This is a genomic window from Photorhabdus tasmaniensis, assembly GCF_011189505.1.
Lineage (GTDB): Bacteria > Pseudomonadota > Gammaproteobacteria > Enterobacterales > Enterobacteriaceae > Photorhabdus > Photorhabdus tasmaniensis.
Genome location: NZ_PUJU01000015.1, coordinates 66,216 through 89,771 on the forward strand (window position 1 = coordinate 66,216; position 23,556 = coordinate 89,771).

The 23,556-nt window shown below is 43.4% G+C and carries 20 protein-coding genes; 7 read left to right on the forward strand and 13 right to left on the reverse strand.

Annotated features, from left to right (window positions below):
• Positions 1-8 precede the first annotated feature (8 nt).
• Genes surA through apaH form a run of 5 tightly spaced genes read left to right on the forward strand, consistent with a single transcriptional unit; the run spans position 9 to position 4,320 of the window.
• Positions 9-1,310, forward strand: coding sequence for a peptidylprolyl isomerase SurA (gene surA, locus C5471_RS09225; protein WP_133813692.1), 1,302 nt, complete (start codon positions 9-11; stop codon positions 1,308-1,310).
• A complete protein-coding gene (pdxA, locus tag C5471_RS09230) occupies positions 1,297-2,289 on the forward strand; it encodes a 4-hydroxythreonine-4-phosphate dehydrogenase PdxA (RefSeq protein WP_207627278.1) in 993 nt (330 codons plus the stop codon). The genes surA and pdxA overlap by 14 nt, the downstream gene beginning before the upstream one ends.
• On the forward strand, positions 2,282-3,100 hold the full coding sequence (gene rsmA / locus C5471_RS09235) for a 16S rRNA (adenine(1518)-N(6)/adenine(1519)-N(6))-dimethyltransferase RsmA (protein ID WP_133813690.1): 819 nt from the start codon (positions 2,282-2,284) through the stop codon (positions 3,098-3,100). The genes pdxA and rsmA overlap by 8 nt, the downstream gene beginning before the upstream one ends.
• A gap of 12 nt (positions 3,101-3,112) precedes the next feature.
• Complete coding sequence (gene apaG / locus C5471_RS09240; RefSeq protein WP_133813689.1) at positions 3,113-3,490, forward strand: Co2+/Mg2+ efflux protein ApaG; 378 nt, start codon at positions 3,113-3,115, stop codon at positions 3,488-3,490.
• Positions 3,491-3,492: 2 nt separating this feature from the next.
• A complete protein-coding gene (gene apaH / locus C5471_RS09245) occupies positions 3,493-4,320 on the forward strand; it encodes a bis(5'-nucleosyl)-tetraphosphatase (symmetrical) ApaH (protein WP_133813688.1) in 828 nt (275 codons plus the stop codon).
• 49 nt (positions 4,321-4,369) lie between these two features.
• Here apaH and folA read toward each other — a convergent pair whose 3' ends face one another.
• Positions 4,370-4,855, reverse strand: coding sequence for a type 3 dihydrofolate reductase (folA, locus tag C5471_RS09250; RefSeq protein WP_133813687.1), 486 nt, complete (start codon positions 4,853-4,855; stop codon positions 4,370-4,372).
• A gap of 178 nt (positions 4,856-5,033) precedes the next feature.
• Here folA and C5471_RS09255 point away from each other — a divergent pair, with 178 nt between their 5' ends.
• Positions 5,034-5,648, forward strand: a complete 615-nt coding sequence (locus C5471_RS09255; protein ID WP_133813686.1) for a LysE family translocator — start codon at positions 5,034-5,036, stop codon at positions 5,646-5,648.
• Positions 5,649-5,745: 97 nt separating this feature from the next.
• Here the strand turns inward: C5471_RS09255 and carB are convergent, their stop codons facing one another.
• The 8 genes from carB to ribF form a co-directional block, all read right to left on the reverse strand.
• Positions 5,746-8,970 (reverse strand): carbamoyl-phosphate synthase large subunit, encoded by a 3,225-nt coding sequence (gene carB / locus C5471_RS09260; RefSeq protein WP_133813685.1) that lies wholly within the window; start codon positions 8,968-8,970, stop codon positions 5,746-5,748.
• Between the two features lie 15 nt (positions 8,971-8,985).
• Positions 8,986-10,149 (reverse strand): glutamine-hydrolyzing carbamoyl-phosphate synthase small subunit, encoded by a 1,164-nt coding sequence (gene carA / locus C5471_RS09265; RefSeq protein ID WP_166295820.1) that lies wholly within the window; start codon positions 10,147-10,149, stop codon positions 8,986-8,988.
• Positions 10,150-10,583: 434 nt separating this feature from the next.
• On the reverse strand, positions 10,584-11,405 hold the full coding sequence (dapB, locus tag C5471_RS09270; RefSeq protein WP_133813683.1) for a 4-hydroxy-tetrahydrodipicolinate reductase: 822 nt from the start codon (positions 11,403-11,405) through the stop codon (positions 10,584-10,586).
• 114 nt (positions 11,406-11,519) lie between these two features.
• Positions 11,520-12,473: a 4-hydroxy-3-methylbut-2-enyl diphosphate reductase gene (ispH, locus tag C5471_RS09275; RefSeq protein ID WP_133813682.1), complete on the reverse strand. Its 954-nt coding sequence runs from the start codon at positions 12,471-12,473 to the stop codon at positions 11,520-11,522.
• On the reverse strand, positions 12,454-12,924 hold the full coding sequence (gene fkpB / locus C5471_RS09280) for an FKBP-type peptidyl-prolyl cis-trans isomerase (protein WP_133813681.1): 471 nt from the start codon (positions 12,922-12,924) through the stop codon (positions 12,454-12,456). The genes ispH and fkpB overlap by 20 nt, the downstream gene beginning before the upstream one ends.
• Positions 12,925-13,045: 121 nt before the next feature.
• On the reverse strand, positions 13,046-13,549 hold the full coding sequence (gene lspA / locus C5471_RS09285) for a signal peptidase II (RefSeq protein WP_133813680.1): 504 nt from the start codon (positions 13,547-13,549) through the stop codon (positions 13,046-13,048).
• Complete coding sequence (gene ileS / locus C5471_RS09290) at positions 13,549-16,362, reverse strand: isoleucine--tRNA ligase (RefSeq protein WP_133813679.1); 2,814 nt, start codon at positions 16,360-16,362, stop codon at positions 13,549-13,551. Before ileS ends, lspA begins: the two co-directional genes overlap by 1 nt.
• A gap of 24 nt (positions 16,363-16,386) precedes the next feature.
• A complete protein-coding gene (gene ribF / locus C5471_RS09295; protein WP_133813678.1) occupies positions 16,387-17,331 on the reverse strand; it encodes a bifunctional riboflavin kinase/FAD synthetase in 945 nt (314 codons plus the stop codon).
• 350 nt (positions 17,332-17,681) lie between these two features.
• On the opposite strand from ribF, the gene rpsT reads away from it, so the two are divergent.
• The gene (gene rpsT / locus C5471_RS09300) at positions 17,682-17,942 is read left to right on the forward strand and encodes a 30S ribosomal protein S20 (RefSeq protein ID WP_021326156.1); all 261 of its coding nucleotides are present in this window, start codon (positions 17,682-17,684) and stop codon (positions 17,940-17,942) included.
• A 75-nt stretch (positions 17,943-18,017) separates the two neighbouring features.
• On the opposite strand, the gene nhaR is transcribed toward rpsT, so the two are convergent.
• From nhaR to C5471_RS09320, 4 genes are all read right to left on the reverse strand, one after another.
• On the reverse strand, positions 18,018-18,932 hold the full coding sequence (gene nhaR, locus C5471_RS09305; protein WP_133814245.1) for a transcriptional activator NhaR: 915 nt from the start codon (positions 18,930-18,932) through the stop codon (positions 18,018-18,020).
• Positions 18,933-19,143: 211 nt separating this feature from the next.
• A complete protein-coding gene (gene nhaA / locus C5471_RS09310; RefSeq protein ID WP_133813677.1) occupies positions 19,144-20,310 on the reverse strand; it encodes a Na+/H+ antiporter NhaA in 1,167 nt (388 codons plus the stop codon).
• Between the two features lie 197 nt (positions 20,311-20,507).
• Positions 20,508-22,352, reverse strand: a complete 1,845-nt coding sequence (locus C5471_RS09315; protein ID WP_133813676.1) for a beta-glucoside-specific PTS transporter subunit IIABC — start codon at positions 22,350-22,352, stop codon at positions 20,508-20,510.
• A 110-nt stretch (positions 22,353-22,462) separates the two neighbouring features.
• On the reverse strand, positions 22,463-23,317 hold the full coding sequence (locus C5471_RS09320) for a PRD domain-containing protein (protein ID WP_133813675.1): 855 nt from the start codon (positions 23,315-23,317) through the stop codon (positions 22,463-22,465).
• Positions 23,318-23,556 lie beyond the last annotated feature (239 nt).

Below are 23,556 nucleotides of genomic sequence, written 5' to 3' on the forward strand. Positions count from 1 at the left end.
GAAAAAGTATGAAGAATTGGAGAACTCTCATTCTCGGATTGATGTTTTCAGTGAGTACTGCCTTCGCTGCACCTCAGCAAATGGATAAAATCGCTGCGGTTGTTAATAACGGGGTAGTACTGGAAAGTGACATCAGCAGCCTTTTACACTCGGTTAAACTGGATGCGCAACGCGCAAACCAGCAAATACCGGACGAGAAAATGCTGCATCGTCAGATCCTTGAGCGTCTGATTATGGATAATATCCTGCTACAAATGGCAAAGCAGATGGGGATTACCATTCCTGATCAGGCTCTGGATTCCACAATTGCAAATATTGCAGTCCAGAACCACATAACCGTGGATCAGATGAAACTCCGTATCGCTGCTGACGGGATGAATTTCGATACTTATCGTAGTCAGATCCGTAAAGAGATGATAATCGCAGAAGTGCGCAACAATGAAGTTCGCCGCCGTGTCACCATTCTGCCTCAGGAAATTGACGCCTTAGCGAAACAAATTGGCAACCAGAATGCCTATGATACTGAACTGAATATCAGCCACATTCTGATCCCATTACCAGAAAACCCGGACCAGGCACAAATGGAAAAAGCCACGGCTGTAGTACAGAAAATTATGTCTGAACTTAAGCATGGCGTTGACTTCGGTAAACTGGCTATCGCTTATTCCGCTGATCCACAAGCCCTGAAAGGCGGTAATATGGGTTGGAGCAAGCTTCAGGAACTGCCAACCCTGTTTGCCGAACAGCTGCAATCAGCCCCGAAAGGTGCCATCGTTGGCCCAATCCGCTCCGGTGTGGGTTTCCATATTCTTAAAGTCAATGATATCCGTGGCGGTAATGCGACAATCGCAGTCACTGAAGTTCATGCCCGTCATATTCTACTGAAAACTTCACCCGTCATGACCGATGATCAGGCACGCACCAAGTTGCAGCAAATCGCCGGTGATATTCGCAGCGGAAAAACGGATTTCGCTGACGCCGCGAAAGCGTTTTCAGAAGATCCCGGTTCAGCCCTGCGTGGTGGTGATCTCGGCTGGACCACACCTGATATCTATGATCCCGCTTTCCGTGACGCGTTAATGCGACTGAATAAAGGTGAAATCAGCCAACCGGTTCATTCCTCTTTTGGCTGGCATCTGATTCAATTGCTGGACACCCGCAAAGTCGATAGAACAGATGTCGCTCAGAAAGATCGTGCTTACCGTATGTTATTCAACCGTAAATTTACCGAAGAAGCACAAAGCTGGATGCAGGAACAACGCGCCTCAGCTTATGTGAAAATTTTAGATGGCAGCGATGCACAACAATAAACCTATTGTTATTACCCCCGGCGAACCAGCCGGGGTTGGGCCTGATTTGACTGTCGTTCTTGCTCAACAAAGCTGGCCAATACAGTTGGTCGCCTGCGCAGACCCCAATTTGCTTCTGGGCAGGGCCAGACAACTCAATTTACCTTTGCAATTATTGGAATATTCGCCAGATAAAACACCCGAACCCCAGGCTGCCGGAACGTTGACTATACTGCCAGTTCCTCTTCATGTACCGGCAATCGCCGGCGAGTTGATGCAGGAAAACGGCAGATATGTGACTGAAACTCTGGCAAGAGCCTGCGACGGTTGCCTGAATGGAGAGTTTTCAGCGTTAGTCACAGGGCCGGTTCATAAAGGGAATATCAATGACGCTGGCGTGCCTTTTATCGGCCATACTGAATTCTTTGCTGATCGCAGTGGGTGTCAACGGGTTGTCATGATGCTTGCAACAGAGGAACTTCGGGTTGCTCTGGCAACAACTCATCTGCCCATTGTTGATGTGCCAAAATCCATCACTTCTGATAGCCTGCGGGAAGTTATCACGATCCTTAACCATGACTTAAAAACAAAGTTTGGCCTGGCAAAACCCTGTATTTATGTTTGTGGCCTGAATCCCCATGCAGGGGAAGGCGGGCATATGGGACGGGAAGAGATCGATGTCATTATTCCCGTGTTAGAAAGCCTGAGAGCAGAAGGTTTCGTATTAGAGGGGCCTTTGCCGGCAGATACCCTGTTCCAACCTAAATATCTTCAACATGCAGACGCCGTTCTCTCAATGTATCACGATCAGGGATTACCCGTGTTAAAATACCAAGGTTTTGGCAGAGCAGTGAATATTACGTTGGGCCTGCCGTTTATCCGTACTTCTGTCGATCATGGCACAGCATTGGAACTGGCTGGCACAGGTCAAGCTGATGTGGGAAGTTTTATCACCGCATTGAATTTAGCAATTAAAATGATACAAAACAGTAATGAATAATAGAGTCCACCAAGGGCATTTTGCCCGTAAACGCTTTGGGCAAAACTTTTTAACCGATCAGTTTGTCATTGACAGTATTGTTACCGCTATCAATCCACAACCGGGCCAGGCCGTACTGGAAATTGGCCCCGGTCTTGGTGCATTGACAGAACCGGTTGGTGAGCGCATGGATAAAATGACTGTGGTTGAGCTCGACCGCGATTTAGCCGCACGTCTACAAGTTCATCCGCAATTAAAAGATAAGCTGACCATTATCCAGCAAGATGCAATGACCGTTAATTTTAGCGAATTGTCTCAGCAAAGAGAGTTGCCGCTGCGGGTTTTTGGTAATTTACCTTACAATATTTCCACGCCATTAATGTTTCACCTTTTCAGCTATGCTGATGCTATTGCTGATATGCATTTTATGCTGCAAAAAGAGGTAGTAAACCGCTTGGTAGCTGGCCCCGGCAGCAAAGCTTTCGGACGTTTGAGTGTCATGGCCCAATATTATTGTCAGGTTATCCCTGTGCTGGAAGTACCGCCAACCGCATTTACTCCCGCACCTAAAGTCGATTCAGCAATTGTACGTCTGATACCGCACAAAAGCATACCTCACCCGGTCAAAAATATTCGTATGCTGAGTCGGATCACAACTCAGGCTTTCAACCAACGGCGTAAAACTATCCGTAATAGCCTCGGTGACCTTTTTACTGTAGAACAGCTCATAGAACTGGGTATCGACCCAGGTACACGTGCAGAGAATATTTCTGTTGAGCAATACTGCAAAATGGCAAACTGGTTATCGGCACAAGCTGAAATGCAGTCATAACAGGAGTCAACCATGATTAATGCGCCCAGAGTTTCTATTCAGGTACAAAGTGTTTATGTCGAGAGCCAATCGTATCCCGAGCAACAGCGTTTCGTTTTTGCCTATACAATCACTATTCGTAATCTTGGGCGCGAACCGGTTCAGTTAATCAACCGTTATTGGCTAATTACCAACAGCGATGGTCACCAGACTGAAGTTCAGGGGGAAGGCGTTGTTGGTGAGCAACCAATAATCCTGCCAGGTACAGAATACCGTTACACCAGTGGCGCTATATTGGAAACGCCTTTAGGCACGATGGAAGGCCATTATGAAATGGTCGATCACAATGGTGATCCATTCCGCGTTGCCATTCCGGTTTTCCGTCTGGCTATCCCAACGCTGATTAATTAATTATGTCTACCTATCTGATCGGTGATATTCATGGCTGCTATCATGAATTACGAACTTTATTAACTAAAGCCAATTTTGATCCCCAAAAAGATACATTATGGCTGACCGGAGATTTAGTTGCCCGTGGCCCGGATTCTCTTGAAGTTTTGCGGTATGTTAAGCAATTAGGTTCAGCCGCAAAAATAGTATTAGGCAATCATGATCTTCATTTATTAGGCGTTTATGCCGGGATCAGTCGCAATAAACCGAAAGATAAAATTAATGAATTACTGTCCGCTCCAGATGCAGACGAATTAATTAATTGGCTACGCAAACAACCGCTATTACAGTGCGACGATGATCTGAAACTGGTCATGACCCATGCGGGTATTACGCCCCAATGGGATCTGGAAACAGCGAAAATATGCGCTGGCGAAGTTGAAGTTATGCTCAATAGTAGCAGCTATCCCCTGTTTCTCAATTCAATGTATGGGGATATGCCGAATAACTGGTCACCGGAACTTTCTGGGCTGGCACGCTTACGTTTCAGTACCAATGCATTAACACGTATGCGTTACTGTTTTCCAAATGGCCAGTTGGATATGCTTTGCAAAGATAAACCCGAAAGTGCTCCCGCGCCGTTAAAGCCTTGGTTTGAGCTGCCACAGCAGATCTCAGCAGAATACTCTATTGTTTTCGGTCACTGGGCATCACTGGAAGGTCAGGGAACATCAGAAAGATTTTATGCATTGGATACAGGTTGCTGCTGGGGAGGTGAGCTAACAATGTTACGTTGGGAAGATAAGCAATATTTTACACAGCCATCCCTGTCAGCCGTAAAACAGTATTAAAGCCAGACACGCCGTGAAGAAAGCTAGCTTCATCGGCGTGTTTTATCAATTAGATACGACGTTGTAGAATCTCAAAACAGTAGCTGTGAGAATTTGATTCATCTGCATCATGGTATTCAGTAAATTCAGAATCCCATTCATCTGGTTCATAATCAGGGAAATGAGTATCACCTATCACTTCTGCATCAATATGGGTCAGGTACATACGGCTAGCCAGCGAGATGAACTGGTCATAAATTTTGCCGCCCCCCATCACCATAATCTCTTCTGTATCACCAGCTACTGCCAGTGCTTCATCAACTGAGCTTACCCAGGTTACACGTTCATCATTACCCGGTTGATTACTTAATACAATATTGAGCCGTCCCGGCAATGGGCGACCTATGGATTCATAAGTTACTCGTCCCATAATGACTGGTTTATTCAATGTATTACGTTTAAACCAGGCCAAATCCCCCGGCAAATGCCAAGGCATTGCATTCTCCATGCCGATAACCCGATCCATAGCTAAAGCAGCGATCAAGCTGATATTCATTGAGTCACCTTATAGGCAAATAGTATAAAAATTGGTGACACTATACGGAAAGGGATGTACCCAGTCGATAGGATCAACACTTTCTTAAGTGCAAAAAATTCATTTATACTTGATTTGTTGTTTAAGACATTTATTGATCAAAATAATAACAAATCTAATATTAACTATAGGGTACATTATGCTGGAAACATCGCTGCTCGTCATCACCCTCTCAACTTTGGGCATGCTCTCTCCTGGTCCCGATTTCTTTCTGGTAGTCAAAAATGCCATACGTTATCAACGCTCTGCCGCAATGATGACGGTAATGGGATTAATTGCCGCTATCGCCTGTCATATGACTTATTGCGTCGCCGGGCTGGCTATTCTTATCACCACTACTCCGTGGCTGTTTAATCTGATGAAATATGCCGGAGCGGCTTATCTTATTTGGATCGGGATCAATAGCCTGCTTTCCCGCGGAGGAAATACCGTCACTCTTGATGATCAAACACGACAAATTGTCACTTTTAAAAAAGCGTTTATGCAAGGATTTCTATGTAATCTGCTGAATCCAAAAGCAACCTTATTCTTCCTGGCAATATTTACTCAGGTACTAAACGTCAATTCGGGTGTTGATGAGAAATTATGGTATGCCTTTATTATTTGGAGTCTGTCGGCCATCTATTGGCCATTATTGGTAATATTGATCCAGAGTGCACCAGTTCGCTGCGGATTAGTTAAATCCCAAAAGATTATTGATAAACTGCTTGGCGTTGTTTTGATTGGCTTAGGTGTCAAAGTGGCTCTGGGATAACAGGAGTTCATTCCCTCCCTTTAGGTTTTCAATGAACATAAAAAAGTGCGCTTAATCGAGCGCACCTTTTTATTACTTCAATTAATCAGAATACGGACTAGCTGTTAATCTTGGCATGCATTTCCTGTACAGAGGTCACCTGCTCGGTTGGATCTGCGCTCTGTGCCATTGTTGTAGCAAAACCACCATTCAATGTGGTGTCATAATGCACTTTATATTGTAGTGCACTACGGCGAATAAGCTTGGAATCCTCAATCGCCTGACGACCCGCAGTGGTGTTCACAATATAGCTATACTCACCATTTTTGATTCTATCTTGAATATGCGGACGCCCTTCATGAACTTTGTTCACCAAGCGAGGATTGATACCTGCTTCACCTAGTACAACTGCCGTACCGTGAGTCGCATCCAATTCAAAGCCCTGTTTCAGCAACTTAGCAGCCAAATCTACGACCCGGCCTTTATCACCATCACGCACCGACAAAAGAGCTCTGCCACTCTGTTGCATTCTGGAGTTACATCCCAACAGTGCTTTTGAGAAAGCTTCTGCAAAAGTACGGCCAACGCCCATCACTTCCCCGGTTGAGCGCATTTCAGGCCCAAGAATCGGATCCACACCCGGGAATTTGTCGAAAGGCAGTACAACCTCTTTCACCGAGTAGTATGGCGGGATGATCTCCTGAGTTGTGCCCTGCTCTGTCAGAGACTGACCCACCATCACTCGAGCTGCAACTTTCGCCAGTGGCAAACCTGTAGCTTTAGAAACAAAGGGCACAGTACGGGCCGCACGAGGGTTGACTTCAATCAGGTAAACCTCGTCGTTCTTAACTGCAAACTGAACATTCATCAAACCACGGACACACAATTCAAACGCCAGTTTTTCTACCTGCTGGCGCATGACATCCTGAATTTCCTGACTCAATGTGTAAGCCGGCAGTGAACAGGCGGAATCACCAGAGTGAACACCTGCCTGCTCAATATGTTCCATAATGCCACCAATCAGCACGCGTTCACCGTCACAGATAGCATCAACATCCACTTCTATTGCATCATCAAGGAAACGATCAAGCAGTACCGGAGCATCATTAGATACACTGACCGCCGTCTGGAAGTAACGACGTAAGTCAGCTTCGTCATATACGATTTCCATCGCACGGCCGCCCAGAACATAAGATGGACGAACTACCAGCGGATAACCTAACGCATTCCCTTTCTCAACCGCTCGTTCAATCGTCGCCACAGTGGCATTTTCTGGTTGTTTCAGGCCAAGACGATTGACCGCCTGTTTGAAACGTTCACGATCTTCAGCACGATCAATCGCATCCGGACTGGTCCCAATAATTGGCACACCTGCGATTTCCAGCTCACGGGCCAATTTCAGTGGGGTCTGCCCGCCATATTGAACAATCACCCCTTTTGGCTGCTCAACACGCACAATTTCAAGCACATCTTCCAAAGTAACCGGTTCGAAATAGAGGCGATCCGAAGTATCATAATCTGTCGAAACTGTTTCCGGGTTACAGTTCACCATGATGGTTTCATAACCATCTTCACGCAGTGCCAGTGATGCATGAACACAACAGTAGTCAAACTCGATCCCTTGTCCAATACGGTTAGGACCACCACCCAATACCATGATTTTTGGCTTGTCACTATTCGGATTGGCTTCACACTCATCTTCATAAGTGGAATACATGTATGCGGTATCGGTCGCAAATTCTGCCGCACAGGTATCAACCCGTTTGTAAACCGGATACAGATTATATTTGTGACGCAGCTTGCGGATCTCTTTTTCCGCCACACCGACTAAGTTCGCCAAACGCGCGTCAGCAAAACCTTTGCGTTTCAAATGACGCAGGAAATCGACAGTCAGGCTGTTAATTCCCTGTTCGGCCACTTGCTCTTCCAGTCGCACCAATTCTTCAATTTGCACCAAGAACCAGCGGTCAATATCAGTCAGATTGAAAACACCATCAACCGACATACCGGCACGGAAAGCATCGGCGATATACCAGATACGCTCCGCACCAGCATCTTTCAATTCACGGCGTATTTTGGTCAATGCCTGTGGATCATCCAGACTAACTTTCGGATCAAAGCCAGTTGCTCCCACTTCCAAACCACGCAATGCTTTTTGCATGGACTCCTGCTGAGTACGGCCAATCGCCATCACCTCACCAACAGATTTCATCTGAGTTGTCAGGCGATCATTGGCACCGGCAAATTTCTCGAAATTGAAACGAGGAATTTTAGTCACTACGTAATCAATTGAAGGTTCAAAGGAAGCCGGCGTGCGGCCACCAGTGATATCATTCATCAGTTCATCAAGGGTATAACCTACCGCTAATTTGGCGGCAATTTTGGCAATCGGGAAGCCTGTCGCTTTCGAAGCCAACGCAGAAGAGCGGGAAACGCGTGGGTTCATTTCGATGATAACCAAACGACCATTTTTTGGGTTCACCGCGAACTGTACGTTAGAACCTCCGGTTTCCACACCGATTTCACGCAGTACCGCCATCGAAGCGTTACGCATGATTTGATACTCTTTATCGGTCAGCGTTTGTGCCGGTGCGACGGTGATGGAATCGCCAGTGTGAATCCCCATAGCATCGAAGTTTTCAATCGAGCAGACGATGATGCAATTATCATTTTTATCACGCACCACCTCCATTTCATACTCTTTCCAGCCAATCAAAGATTCATCAATCAATAGCTCGTTGGTTGGCGAAAGATCTAAACCACGCTCACAAATTTCTTCAAATTCTTCGCGGTTATAGGCAATACCGCCACCACTTCCTCCCATAGTAAAGGAAGGACGGATAATACAAGGAAAACCGACTTTATCTGCGATGGCCAGCGCTTCTTCCATCGAATGGGCGATACCAGAACGTGGGGTTTCCAAGCCTATCTTTTTCATTGCTATATCAAAACGGCGACGATCTTCCGCTTTGTCAATCGCATCTGCGGTGGCACCAATCATCGTCACGCCAAATTCTTTCAAAACCCCCTGACGTTCCAGTTCCAACGCACAGTTCAGCGCAGTTTGTCCACCCATGGTTGGCAAAACCGCATCAGGACGCTCTTTTTCAATGATTTTACGTACCACTTCCCAGTGGATCGGCTCAATATAAGTGGCATCCGCCATGTCTGGATCAGTCATGATGGTGGCAGGGTTTGAGTTCACCAGCACAACACGATAACCTTCTTCCCGTAACGCTTTACAAGCCTGTGCACCTGAGTAGTCGAACTCACAAGCCTGGCCGATAACAATTGGGCCAGCACCCAAGATCAGGATACTTTTAATATCAGTACGTTTTGCCATTTTATTTTCTCCTGATTACTTGGTGTTATGACGATTATTTTGCTGACAATACTGTTTAATCAGCTCGATAAAGTGATCGAACAATGACGCAGTTTCATGTGGGCCAGGGCTGGCTTCCGGGTGCCCCTGGAAGCTGAATGCTGGTTTATCTGTACGATGAATTCCTTGCAACGTACCGTCAAACAGGGATTTATGGGTCACACGCACATTTGCCGGCAGTGATTTTTCATCCACAGCAAAACCGTGGTTCTGTGCCGTAATCATCACAATATTACGATCAAGATCTTTTACCGGATGGTTGCCACCGTGATGACCAAATTTCATTTTCATTGTTTCGGCACCACTCGCCAATGCCAGCAATTGGTGCCCAAGGCAAATACCAAAGATCGGAATATTTATTTCAAGGAAAGTTTTAATTGTTTCAACCGCATAGCCACAAGGTGCTGGGTCACCTGGACCATTGGACAAGAAAATACCATCTGGATTTAACTTTAATACATCCTCAGCTGGTGTCTGAGCGGGAACCACTGTCAGGCGACAGCCACGATCTACCAGCATCCGCAAAATGTTGCGTTTTGCGCCAAAGTCATAAGCAACGACATGATAAGGCAGCTCCTGTACTTGTTTCTCTTCCGGTAACCCATCTGCCAGCGTCCAGCTTCCCTGTAACCACGGATAAACCTGCTCCGTTGTCACCTCTTTTGCTAAATCCATCCCTTCCAACCCTGAGAACGCTTGTGCTTTTTCCAGAGCAACCTGAGCGTCAATCTGCTTACCTGCGATAATACAACCATTCAGTGAGCCTTTTTCCCTTAGCAAGCGAGTCAGTTTGCGGGTATCGATATCCGCTATCGCAACAATATTATGGCGTTTAAGGTAATCAGAAAGTGTTTCTTCGCTGCGGAAATTACTGGTTAGTAGTGGTAGATCACGGATTACCAGCCCCTGAGCCTGTACTTTTAGTGATTCTTTATCGACTGAGTTAACACCGACATTACCAATATGGGGATAAGTAAGAGTGACAATTTGGCGGGAATAGGAAGGGTCTGTAAGAATTTCTTGATATCCGGTCATTGAGGTATTGAAAACCACTTCCCCAACTGCCGCCCCTTTAGCCCCTATGGCGCGACCGTGGAATTGGGTTCCGTCTTCCAGAACCAATATAGCTGACTTAATCAAAACACCCTCCAGAGAATAATAAATCACAATTAGTGCATATTAATTCAGATTTGTTCGTCAAAATCAATGCCAAAGCTGCTTTTTAGGCAAAATTTTGGCAAATTGCGCGCATTCTAATGATGAGAAGGATAGTTGTCTACAAAAAATGTTACTTTTATTATTTTTTTGCACACTTCACCGAAAAAACCAACAAAAGAAGACTAAAAACAGACATAAAGTTAACTTAGAAAACGGTTGCCAGCATAGAAGATTTAATTTTCAGACGAAAAACTGAAAAGAATCATAAAAAGGAGAAAAAATAAGACAATAAAGGTAAAAAATAAGACAAAAATAAGAAAAACCAATGATAATCAAATAAAAATAAACAAAACAACTAAAAATCGCACAATATATAAATTAATTATGCGATATCAGGATGTTATAAAAATACTTTTTTAAAGTAAATCGAGATCCAATACATCTTTCATATCAAAAAGACCTCTATTTTCACCACTTAACCATAATGCTGCCTTCACTGCTCCATTTGCAAATGTCATCCGGCTTGAAGCCTTATGAGTTATTTCAACTCTCTCGCCGATATCTGCAAACATAGCGGTATGTTCACCTACGATATCCCCGGCACGGATGGTGGCAAAACCAATACTTTTCGGATCACGTTCACCGGTATAACCTTCACGAGCATAGACCGCGCATTCTTTAAGATCCCGCCCTAAAGCATGGGCAATCGATTCTCCCATCGCTAACGCCGTTCCTGATGGAGCATCCACTTTATGGCGGTGATGTGCTTCGATAATCTCGATATCAGTATATTCACCCATCACTTTCGCCGCTTTTTCCAGTAATTTAAGCACTAAATTCACACCAACACTGAAATTTGCAGCAAATACTATCGGGATATCCGCAGAAGCATCTTTAATCGCCTGTTTACCTTCATCATCAAAGCCTGTGGTACCGATAACCATTGCCTTACTGTTTTGACGGCAAATTTCAAGATGGGTAAGCGTTCCTTCCGGGCGGGTAAAATCGATAAGCACATCAAAATTATCAACAACTTTTTTCAGGTCATCACAAACAGTAACGCCTGTATTACCAATACCTGCCAATTCTCCGGCATCCGCGCCAATCAGAGAAGAGCCTAAGCGTTCTAAAGCTGCACCAAGAGCGACGCCACTTAATTGATGGATAGCCTGTATTAACTGACGCCCCATACGCCCACCAGCACCAACAATAGCAACACGAATTTCTGTATCAGCCATAAGCCCTCACTGTGAATTAGTCCGTTTCCTGATTTAACACAGGCGATCAGTCAGATAAATATTTTAAATCAATAGATTATGAGCAATCTCACTCTTAATCTGGCGCAGTACTTTTTAACTAATCTGTTTAACCTCAACACGTAACTCTTTGGGCACTTCGAAAACAATATTCTCTTCCCTGCCATGTAATTCCTCGACAGAATCAGCACCAAGATTTTTCAGCCGCTCAATGACTTGTTGAACTAAAATATCCGGTGCCGAAGCTCCCGCAGTCACTCCAACCAGAGAAACGCCAGTTATCCATTCTTTTTTAATATCATCAGCAGAATCTATCAGGTAAGCAGGTTTACCAACACGTTGAGCTAACTCCGCAAGGCGGTTAGAGTTAGATGAATTCTTTGAACCAACAACCAATACAACATCAGCATCAGATGCCAGATCCCGTACCGCTTCCTGGCGGTTAGTCGTCGCATAACAGATATCATCTTTACGGGGACCGACAATGTTGGGGAATCGCTCATTAAGCGCATCAATCACTTCTGAAGTATCATCAACTGATAACGTAGTTTGAGTCATAAAACACAAGTTATCTTCATCTTTGACTTTCAGATTCCACACATCTTTAGGAGATTCAACCAGATACATTCCACCATCAGCATTATTGTACTGACCCATTGTCCCTTCAACTTCCGGATGCCCAGCATGACCGATCAGAATAGCTTCTTTGCCTTTGCGGCTGGCTCTGGCCACTTCCATATGGACTTTAGTTACCAAGGGACAAGTCGCATCGAACAGCATTGTCAGATTGCGGGAACGGGCTTCTGCGCGGATCGCCTGTGAAACGCCGTGGGCAGAAAAAATCAGAATCGCATCATCGGGTACTTCTGCGATGTCTTCAATAAAGATAGCCCCCCGCTTGCGCAGGTTATCCACAACATAGCGGTTATGTACAACCTCATGGCGAACATAGATCGGTGCACCATATAATTCCAGAGCACGTTCTACAATACTGATAGCCCGGTCAACGCCGGCACAAAAACCACGAGGGTTAGCCAGCAATATCTGCATGGTTTTTCTCCAACTGTGGATCAATTTCCAACACTTCAATCTCAAATGTGATGTTCTGATCAACTAACGGGTGATTGAAATCAACAGTGACGGACTCCTCTGCCACTTCTTTTACGATGCCTGGCATTTCACTGCCATTCATTGCCGTAAATAACATTATAGTTCCAATTTCAGGAATACCCGTTTCGGCAAAATCACGCGGCGTAAAATATTGGATCAGATCAGGATTCGGTTTACCAAATACTGCCTCACCAGCCAGAGTAAATGTGCGTTTATCTCCCTCTTTCAGACCGGTAAGCTGCTGTTCCAAAGGTGAAGAAAGGGTTCCATCACCTAAACGGAATAATGCAGGTTTGCCCTGATGGTGGGTGGAATCGGCTGTAGAACCATCTTGCAGTTTTAAAGTGAAGTGCAGTAAAACCGCACTATCTGCATGTACCTGCTTTGACATATTACTCAGAACCTATTTTTATTTGCTGCTTTTTATCGTAAAAAGCGAACTTGGGCACTGCCCAAGTTCACTATTCACTCACAAGAACCGCCTGAACAATAACGCCTACTAAAATAGGCTTTTATCCCGCTTTAATTGTCTTTTCATCCGGGCTTGAAAAACTATCAATAATAACCAATGCTGCTCCGATGCATATCGCCATATCAGCGATATTAAAGGTTGGAAAGTGCCAATCACCGACATAAAAATCAATAAAATCAATGACAAAACCATGAACCAACCGGTCAAACAGATTGCCCAATGCTCCACCAATAATCAGGGCATAAGCGATATTACTCAGTTTCTTCTTTGCACTGGAGCGATACATCATCACCATCAATATGACTGAAATAGCAACGGCAATTAATGCAAATAACCAACGCTGCCAGCCGTCTTTATCCGCAAGGAAACTGAAAGCCGCCCCCAAATTCTGGGCATAAGTCAGGTTGAAATAAGGTATTAATGGAACGGATTCATACAGATAAAAGTGTTTCAGCACCAACTGTTTACTACCCAGATCCAGAATCAATACCACGACAACTAACCAAAGCCAGCGAAGGCCAGTGGAGCAAATGGGTCTATTCATCAGGCAAACTTACGCTCTTCGCCGTTACCGGCAACATTAGTTACACAGCGGCCACAAAGTTCTGCATGCTCCGCCACCAATCCCACATCTTTAGCGTAATGCCAGCAACGAGGGCATTTTTCACCATCCGCTTTATGGAAAGCAATTTTCAGGCTGTCGATTTCGCTTTGCTGCGCACCGTCACCCGCCTGTTCATAAGCTGCAACAGAAACCTGAGATGTCAGCAGCACAAAACGCAATTCATCTCCCAGACTGTTCAATTTATCAGCCAGTTCATTATTTGCATACAGAGTGACGGCGGCTTCTAAAGAGCTGCGAATATGTTTATCTGCACGTGCCTGCTCCAGCACTTTGTTGACTTCACCACGAACAGCCAGTAAATCAGCCCAGAAAGCATCATTCATTTGTTCGCCTGCGGCCAAACCAAACAAGCCGTCATACCACTCTTCGGTAAATACATACTGAGCATGTTTACCAGGCAATTCCTTCCAGACTTCATCTGCGGTAAAGGAGAGAATAGGCACCATCCAGCGAACCAGTGCTTCTGCAATATGATACAGCGCAGTCTGGCAACTGCGGCGAGCCAGACTATCGCCCTTCGCGGTGTACTGACGGTCTTTAATGATATCGAGATAGAACGACCCCATTTCTACAGAACAGAACTGCATTAAACGCTGAACAACAGAGTGGAAATCATACTCATCGTAACATTTTGTAATGTCTGCCTGAGCAGCCTGAGCACGACCCACAGCCCAGCGATCCAACACCGCCATCTCTTCCGGTTTAACCCTATGTTGTTCCGGATCAAAACCATTCAGGTTTGCCAGCAGAAAACGCGCTGTGTTACGGATACGACGATATGCATCAGCAGAACGTTTCAGGATTTCATCTGATACCGCAATTTCACCGGTGTAATCAGTAGAAGCAACCCACAGACGCAGAATATCCGCCCCTAATTTATTTATCACATCCTGCGGACTGATGGTGTTGCCGATAGACTTAGACATCTTACGGCCCTGACCATCTACAGTGAAACCGTGTGTCAAGACCTGGCGGTAAGGCGCTTTGCCTTTCATTGCGGTTGAGATCATCAGGGAAGACATAAACCAGCCACGATGCTGATCTGAACCTTCTAGATAGATATCCACAGCGTTGCTCTGGAATTCAGGACGGGCATCAACAACCGATGAATGGGTTGAGCCAGAATCGAACCATACATCCAGAGTATCAAAGATTTTGACATAGTTAGCCGCATCATCACCCAGCAGTTCGGCTGGATCCAGATCCCACCACGCCTGTATACCATCAACTTCAACACGTTTAGCCACTTCTTCCATCAGTTCGATAGTACGTGGATGAAGTTCTTCCGTCTCTTTATGGACAAACAGGGACATAGGCGTACCCCAAGTCCGCTGACGTGAAATACACCAATCAGGACGATTCTCAACCATTGCCTCAATACGGGCCTGCCCCCAGCCTGGGATCCACTGAACACCTTTGATCTCTTTCAGAGATTGCTTGCGCAGACCATTTTGATCCATGCTGACAAACCACTGTGGCGTGGCACGGAAAATGATAGGTGCCTTGTGACGCCAGCAGCAAGGATAGCTATGCTGTAATTTTTCCAGGTGGAGCAATGCATTATTTTCACGCAGGATATTCAGCACAACATCATTCGCCTTAAAGACAAACACGCCATCCAGAGAAGGATAAGTACCCGGCAGATAGCAGCCATTCGGACCAACCGGGTTTGCCACTTCCAAACCATATTTCTGACCAATAACAAAATCGTCTGGGCCATGACCTGGCGCAGTATGGACAGCACCGGTACCCGCATCCAATGTAACGTGATCACCCAGTACAACCGGTGAATCGAAGCCCATAAACGGATGTTTGAAGCGCAACAGTTCCAACGCAGAACCCGCACAATGTCCCAGCACGGTCCACGACGTCACACCCGCACGCGTCATCACACTTTCGACCAAATCAGCAGCCAGGATCAAACATTCACCCTCAATCTGTACTAATTGATAGTCAAATTCAGCATGCAAAGCGATCGCCCGGTTAGCCGGTAACGTCCACGGCGTGGTTGTCCAGATCACCAGAGAAACAGGTTGATCTGATGGCTGTACACCAAATTTCTCGTAAACAGCTGCCGTATCAACAGCGTCAAAACGCACGTCAATAGATGGAGATGTTTTGTCGTAATACTCAACTTCCGCTTCCGCCAATGATGAACCACAATCAGTACACCAGTGAACGGGTTTAGCGCCTTTCAATAAATGTCCATTGGCAATAATACGGCTCAGTGCACGAATAACGTTGGCTTCGGTCTTAAAGTCCATCGTCAGGTATGGGCGATCCCAGTCACCTAATACGCCCAGACGGATAAAGTCTTCCTTCTGACCTTCTATCTGCTCTTTAGCATATTTGCGGCACTCGGCACGGAATTCAGCAGCGGAAAACTTTTCTCCCGGCTTACCAATAATCTGCTCAACCTTAAGCTCAATGGGTAAACCATGGCAATCCCAACCGGGTACATATGGCGAATCATATCCCGCCATCCCTTTGGATTTAATAATAATATCTTTGAGAATTTTATTGACTGAGTGACCAATATGAATGCTGCCATTCGCATAAGGAGGGCCGTCATGCAGAATAAATGTTTTTTTACCGGCTTTTGCTTTACGAATTACCTGATACAACTCATCTTTGTACCAACGTTTTAGCATGTCTGGTTCGCGCTTTGCTAAGTCTCCGCGCATTGGAAACCCTGTTTCTGGTAGGTTCAGGGTATTTTTATAGTCACTCATTCGATTCTCAATTCCAATTTTCCGCTAGATACATGACACTGGTTGCTGTTTAAAAAATGCCTTCGCAGCGACCAAATCATTAGCAATTTGCTGCTTGAGTGCATCAAGAGAAGCAAACCGCTGCTCATTACGCAGTTTTTTGCGTAACACCACATCAATATGATGCCCATACAGATCCATTTGGGTATCAATCAGATGTACTTCAAGTTGTTGGCCCTGACCAGAGACGGTTGGACGTGTACCAATATTGGCAACACCCGGTAAAGGCTTATCTCCCAGGCCATAGACTTCAACGACATAAACGCCCTGTACAGGAGCCACTAAACGTTTTAATGGCAAATTCGCTGTTGGAAAACCAATAGTGCTCCCCAGCCGTTTGCCATGAACGACCCGGCCATAAATGCTATATGGATGGCCCAATAATATTTCAGCTAGTACCAAATCATCATCTTGCAGTGCCTGACGGATAGCTGTACTGCTGATCCGCAAGCCACTGTCACAAAAGCTTTCGCTGTTGGTCACGTCAAAACCGTATGTTTCGCCGGCTTGCTGTAGAAAGGCAAAGTCACCACTGCGGGATTTGCCAAAACGAAAGTCATCGCCTACCGCCAGAAACTTAACACCCAATTTTTCCACGAGCAACCGCGAAACAAAGGCTTCTGGCGTATTTGCCGCAAAATTCCTGTCAAATTTCACACATAATAAATAATCCACTCCATACTGGGCGAGATATTTAGCTTTATCCCTCAATCTCGTCAGACGGGCTGGTGTATTATCCTTGGCAAAAACTTCCAAGGGTTGTGGTTCAAAAATCATAACCGTTACTGGTAAACCCAGACGCTGCCCTTCGCGTTTTAAGTGCTTCAGTAGTGCTTGATGGCCTCTGTGGACGCCATCAAAATTACCGATCGTCAGCACGCAACCATGGTGACGCGCCCGGATATTACGTATACCGCGAATTAGCTCCATAGCTGGCTCAATACCCTGGAAATTGCCAAATTATACCTTGTACAAAGCGCAAGGTTAACCCACCATCATAAGATGGCTAAAATTAATAACCCTGATTCATACAACAAAAACGGGCAGGAATCCCGAAAAATATTTATTTTATTTCTCATTAGGACTATTCAATGAGATTTTTATTGTGAAAGACTGTATTCCAACTAACTAAGCTGATAAAATCCTGCGCCATCACAACGTAACAAGTGCCGCAGTACAACGGCGCTTATTTGCACAAATCCATTGACAAAAGAAGGCTGAACAGGCATATTCCTCGGCCTTTGAATTGTCCTCGATAGAATATATTTGGGAGTTGGACCTTGGCTAATATCAAATCAGCTAAGAAACGCGCCATTCAGTCTGAAAAACGTCGTCAGCATAACGCTAGCCGTCGTTCTATGGTGCGTACCTTCATCAAGAAGGTTTATGCTGCTATCGCCACTGGCGATAAAGAATCTGCACAGAAAGCATTTAATGACATGCAACCTATTGTTGATCGTCACGCCTGTAAAGGTCTGATCCACAAAAATAAAGCAGCACGTCATAAATCTAATCTGGCTGCTCAAATCAACGCAATGTAATCATTTGCGTTTAGATTACTGAAAAACCGGCTTTCGCCGGTTTTTTTGTTGTTTGCAATTATTATCAATTATTTTTTAAGTCCGCTTCTTAGATGGCGCATTAAACAACGCGGAAAAATCTTTATTACACACTCGCTGAACAGCCGGATGTTGAATCATTCGTTCAGCAAAAATCACATAATACTCTTCCTGCACTGCATCCAGCCGGCCAATTTCAGCAATATCGTTGTCAGCAAAAATATCATTGGTATACAAAGACGGTGCCACGAAAATCGCATTATGATACATACCAAACGCTTTCATTAATGCGGCATCATCAAATTCACCCAGAACTTCAACCTGAAGATTTTTATTACGGATCCAAGTCAACAGTTTACGCCCTAACATAGAGCGACGTCCTGGAACCAACAGGCGACGTTCCTCTAAACATTCTGGGAAAGGCTTTTCCGGAACAGGTTGCCGGCAGAAGAAACTGACGTTGCATTCACCCAGTTTTACCGAGAACAACCCTTCCTGCTGGGAAGAATCCACCGGGCAATCAGACAGTATCATATCGAGTTTGTGCTGACTAAGTTGCTCAAGCAGCAATTCATGGGTTGATTCAAAACAGCGCAGATGGATCTGCTCATGTTCCACTACCGCTGTTTCCAATACCTGGCTAACCAGACGTTTGGATAATGCATCAGCAACACCAACATCAAACAACAGGTTGGATTCACGGCTGTAGTTAACAATATCCAGCATCTCCTGACTCAGCATAAACATCTTATCCGCATAGCGGAAAATAAGCTGTCCCAGTTCTGATGGCACCAGACCCCGTCCTTGGCGTTTGAACAGCTTCCCGCTTAAACGCTCCTCCAGTGCTTTTATTTGCCCTGTAATCGTCTGCGGCGTCAGATAAAGCGCTTCTGCCGCCCCAACCACAGATCCTTCCTTGCAAACATGCCAGAAATAATAGAGATGATTAAAATTCAGATGTGACACCCGCATATGTTTTTCCTTGTGTATCGCTTTCGTCTGATAACCAACGCCAGCCATACATTCCTAATTTACCGTTTTACGGCGATTTCCTGTTTTTTCGCTACATAAAATATCCGCGATACAATTTTTTGTTGTACCGCGAGTACAAAAATGAGAGTCAGTTCGGAAATTCTTTCTGAAACTATCAGGCTAAATTAATTAATTTATCACGGCTCTGCCATTACTTTTTCGTTGGTAAGACCATTCGTAACAAGCCATAACCCATTAACGCGGCAGTTGTTGAGCCAATCAGAATTCCCAGACGGGAATAGGTACTGAAAAATTCACCTGCACCTTCAAAAGCCAATCCTGAAATAAAGATGGACATGGTAAAGCCTATCCCACAAAGAACCGAAACAGCAAATATCTGTTTAAGACTAATCCGTTGCGGCAATTTAGCAAATCCTATCTTGATGGAAATATAGCTGAACAGGAAAATTCCCAATGGCTTACCAAGAAACAGAGCCGTCGCAATGCCCAGCGGTAACATATCAGTCAAACCATTTAGCGTAACGCCACTCAGGATCACACCTGCATTGGCAAATGCAAATAACGGCAAAATAAGATACGCCACCCAAGGATGTAATCCATGTTCAAGTGATTCAGAAGGAGAATGACCACTCTGGCAACGCAGAGGAATAAGAAAACCAACGATGACGCCGGCTAATGTTGCATGAACACCCGATTTCAGGATACAGACCCAAAGAATTGTGCCAATAACCAGATAAGCCGATGTTTTTTCAACACCACGCCAATTCATCCAAATCAACGCAGCAATCATTGCTGCCGATAATCCAAGCGCGACCAGGGAAACTGTTTTGGTATAAAACAGAGCGATGATCACAATAACACCCAGATCATCAATAATCGCTAATGCCAGTAGAAAAACCTTAAGTTCTGTTGGTACCCGTTTAGCCAATAGCGCCATCACACCCAGAGCAAATGCAATATCTGTTGCCGCAGGAATAGCCCATCCCTGACGGGTAAACTCATCACCACCGTTAAATAACAGATATATCAGTGCAGGTGCGACCATGCCACCAATAGCCGCTATTACTGGGAATATCGCTTTATCACGTCCCGCCAGAGAACCTTCTAGCAGTTCACGCTTAACTTCCAAACCAACAATTAAAAAGAAGACAGCCATCAAGCCGTCATTTATCCACAACAATAAAGGTTTATTTATCTCCAGTGCAGAAAATTGTACTGCTACCGGAATGTTAAGAAATTGCTGATAAACACCCTGTAATGGCGAATTTGCCATTATCAGCGCAATAATGGCAGCAATGATAAGAAGTAGCCCGCCAGCTGCTTCTAATTTCAGGAATTGACGAATAATTGCTGTCACAATGATTAACCTCTGAAATTGATCGGGTTATGAATAGTACTTCAACTATCATTTCGAAAAAAATCGATTTTATAGCCATAATAATTCGTTATAACCGATCTATTGATGATCTACATCTCAATAAAAGTAGATTATCAACCAGAGGGAGAGCGTTGAATGACGGCTCAATTACCTTACATCAGCACCGATTTCCCGCATTATTGATTAATCGTCAGAAAATAATCTTTACACCCTATAACTTCTTTTCTCTTAGTCGGAATTATTGAGTAATACTCTTCACTATTAGTAACAATAATTGGCGATATTAGTTGAATCTGATTCTCTTGAAGAAAAGAGATATCAAAATTAACTAATATGTCACCGGCAACCACAGTCTGGCCTTCCATAACTTGCAAATTAAATCCCTTTCCTTGTAAATCTACAGTTTCAATACCAATATGAATCAATAATTCAATCCCTTGTTCGGAAATTAAACCAATAGCATGTCCCGTTGGAGTAATCATTGAAACTTTACCATTAAAAGGTGCTTTCACTACACCTTCGGTAGGAATAATAGCAACACCATCACCAATAATTTTTTCAGAAAAGGTATCATCAGGTACGCTTGAGAGAGGTTTAATTTCACCCGTCATAGGAGAAAGTAATGTGAGTTTTTTAGTTTTCGAAGCGTATGGATTTTTTAATACCATAGGCTCAGTATTAGATTCTAATTTCATTAATAACGTGAGTATAAATGCAACTAAGAAACTACTGCAAATTCCAAATAAAGTAAAAAGGAAATTATTGCTATCTTTTAGCATATAAAAAGGGAGTGACACCAACCCTGGCATACTAAAAGTAAATATTTTTACAGAGAAAATACCCACAATAGCCCCACCAACTGCTCCACCAATTAATGAAGCATAAAAAGATTTTCTTAATTTAAGAGTTACACCATACATTGCAGGCTCAGTGATCCCTAAAAAAGCAGAGAATGAGGCTGAATAAGCTAATGACTTCATCTGTCTATCTTTTATTTTAATTGCAACTGCCAATGTAGCACCCGCTTGGGCAATATTACTGACGAAGCTAATTGGTAATAACATAAAATCGTATCCGAGAGATTTAAAGTTAGCAAAAACACTCGGTAAAAAAGCATAATGCATCCCAGTAATAACCAAAATAGGTATCAGCCCTCCTAGCAATAATCCGGCAAATGGTCCAACTACAGAAAATAACTCTAAAATCACCTTCTCAAGATACAGGCCAATTGCATTTCCTAACGGTGCAGCAATAATTAATAAAATTGGTACGGAAATCAATAAGACTAATAATGGCGTAAATATTAACTTTAATACTACCGGAATAAATCTGTCTACCCATCGATGAATATAACTAAGCAACCAAACACCTAAAATAATTGGAATAGCAGTGTAGCTATAATGAATAGCTGGAACAGAGATACCAAACACATCGAGATATCCACCGCCGGATGCGCTTATAAAATCAGATAATGTTGGATAAATTAAAATACACGCTAACGTTGCCGCAATAAATTCGTTAGTTTTAAATTTTCTTGCCGCTGAAAAGGCAAGAAGAACAGGCAAAAAATACAGAGGCGCATCAGAAAGAATATATAATAATTTATACTCATTACTCTCCGCTGAAACCCAGTTCATCATATAGAAGAAAATCAATCCGCCTTTCAGTAATCCAGCACCGACTATCACCGGCAATATGGGAACAAATATACCTGAAATTATATCAAAAATATGACTTATCCGGCTTTTATTTTGGTCATCACAGCCACTTTCATTCTCTTTCAATTGCTTAATTATTTCACTAAATATTTCAACAACTCTATTTCCAATAATTATTTGCAACTGTCCACTGTGGAAGCGCGCCCCCATAATTCCCTGCATTTTCTTTATCGCAGAAATATCTACCTTACTATCATCTATAACATTAAAACGTAATCTGGTAACACAATGCCAACTTTTATTTATATTCCCACCTCCCCCAACAAATATAATAATATCTTTCGCAACGTCTTTATAATTCATTTTCACCACCCGCATTTAATTTTTTGTCAATAAAATCAAAAGCATAAATATATTTATCTCATATTATTTAAATTAATACCTGTCAACAAACCTGTTTGACGGCTCACTTGCTATAAATCTCTGGCCTTATAACTATCATTGACCACCCGTTCTATATGAATCACCAAATAAATCAGTTCATCATCGGGAACTTTCCACTGATATTTTTCTCGCAGATATTTTATTAATTTCACTGCACAGTTGTAACTTTTGAAATACTTTTCCTCTATCAATTCTTGCAATGAGAAATCCATTTCAATAGCAGACGAATGCTGATTTTTATTTTGTCTGATCAAGAAATATCGCAGATGAGTAATAAAACGAGAATAATTCACTGACGTTGAATCAAGGTTAACATGAAAATAGTAGTGAATGAGTTTAACAGTTTTATTAATTAAATTCGTTAATTTTAATGTATCCCCCATCGTTTGCCCTTCATATTGAGCATTAACAAAATGCAAGGCAATCAATGAAGCTTCTATCGGCGGTAATGGTGTTTCAATCTGATTATTAATATGAATAATCGCCTGTTTACCGACTTCATATTCTAACGGATAAAGATGAGGGATCTCCCACTGCAAGACATTACCAATCTGATATCCTTTGCTCACACGCTCAAATGCGAAGTTTAAATGTTCTGATAAAGTAATGAGTAATGAATCGTTAAGAGGTTTGGCAAGAAAATCTTTACCTAAAGTGATAATTTTCTCAGTTAGCTCTATAACTGAAACAGGGATAGTAGAAAGGATCTGATTTATTTTATAATGTTTTTCGATAGTAAAAACTTTTGCAACATCTTGAATATGCAGCCTATCCCCTTTTTTCCTATTAAACCCTATACCCTTATCCATAAGAATCATTTCATTATTATTCTCATCAATAGCAAGAACGACATTATTATTTATGAGTTTTATTATCGTTAACAAAAGATATACCTTAAGAATAAACCATTATCAATCCTAACCTATAGAATAGGTAAAATATATCTGTAACTTGGTTGTGCCTGATCTAGTTAGTCATTTCCCCCCCTGTACACTAATTCATATAGATATTCCATTTTTCAGGCTAAGGCATAATTTTTATAAAGTCAATGACACAGCAACATACTCGAATTATCTACTGTATTTATGATAAGTATCACATTTTTGCCAAAATTACAGTTAAT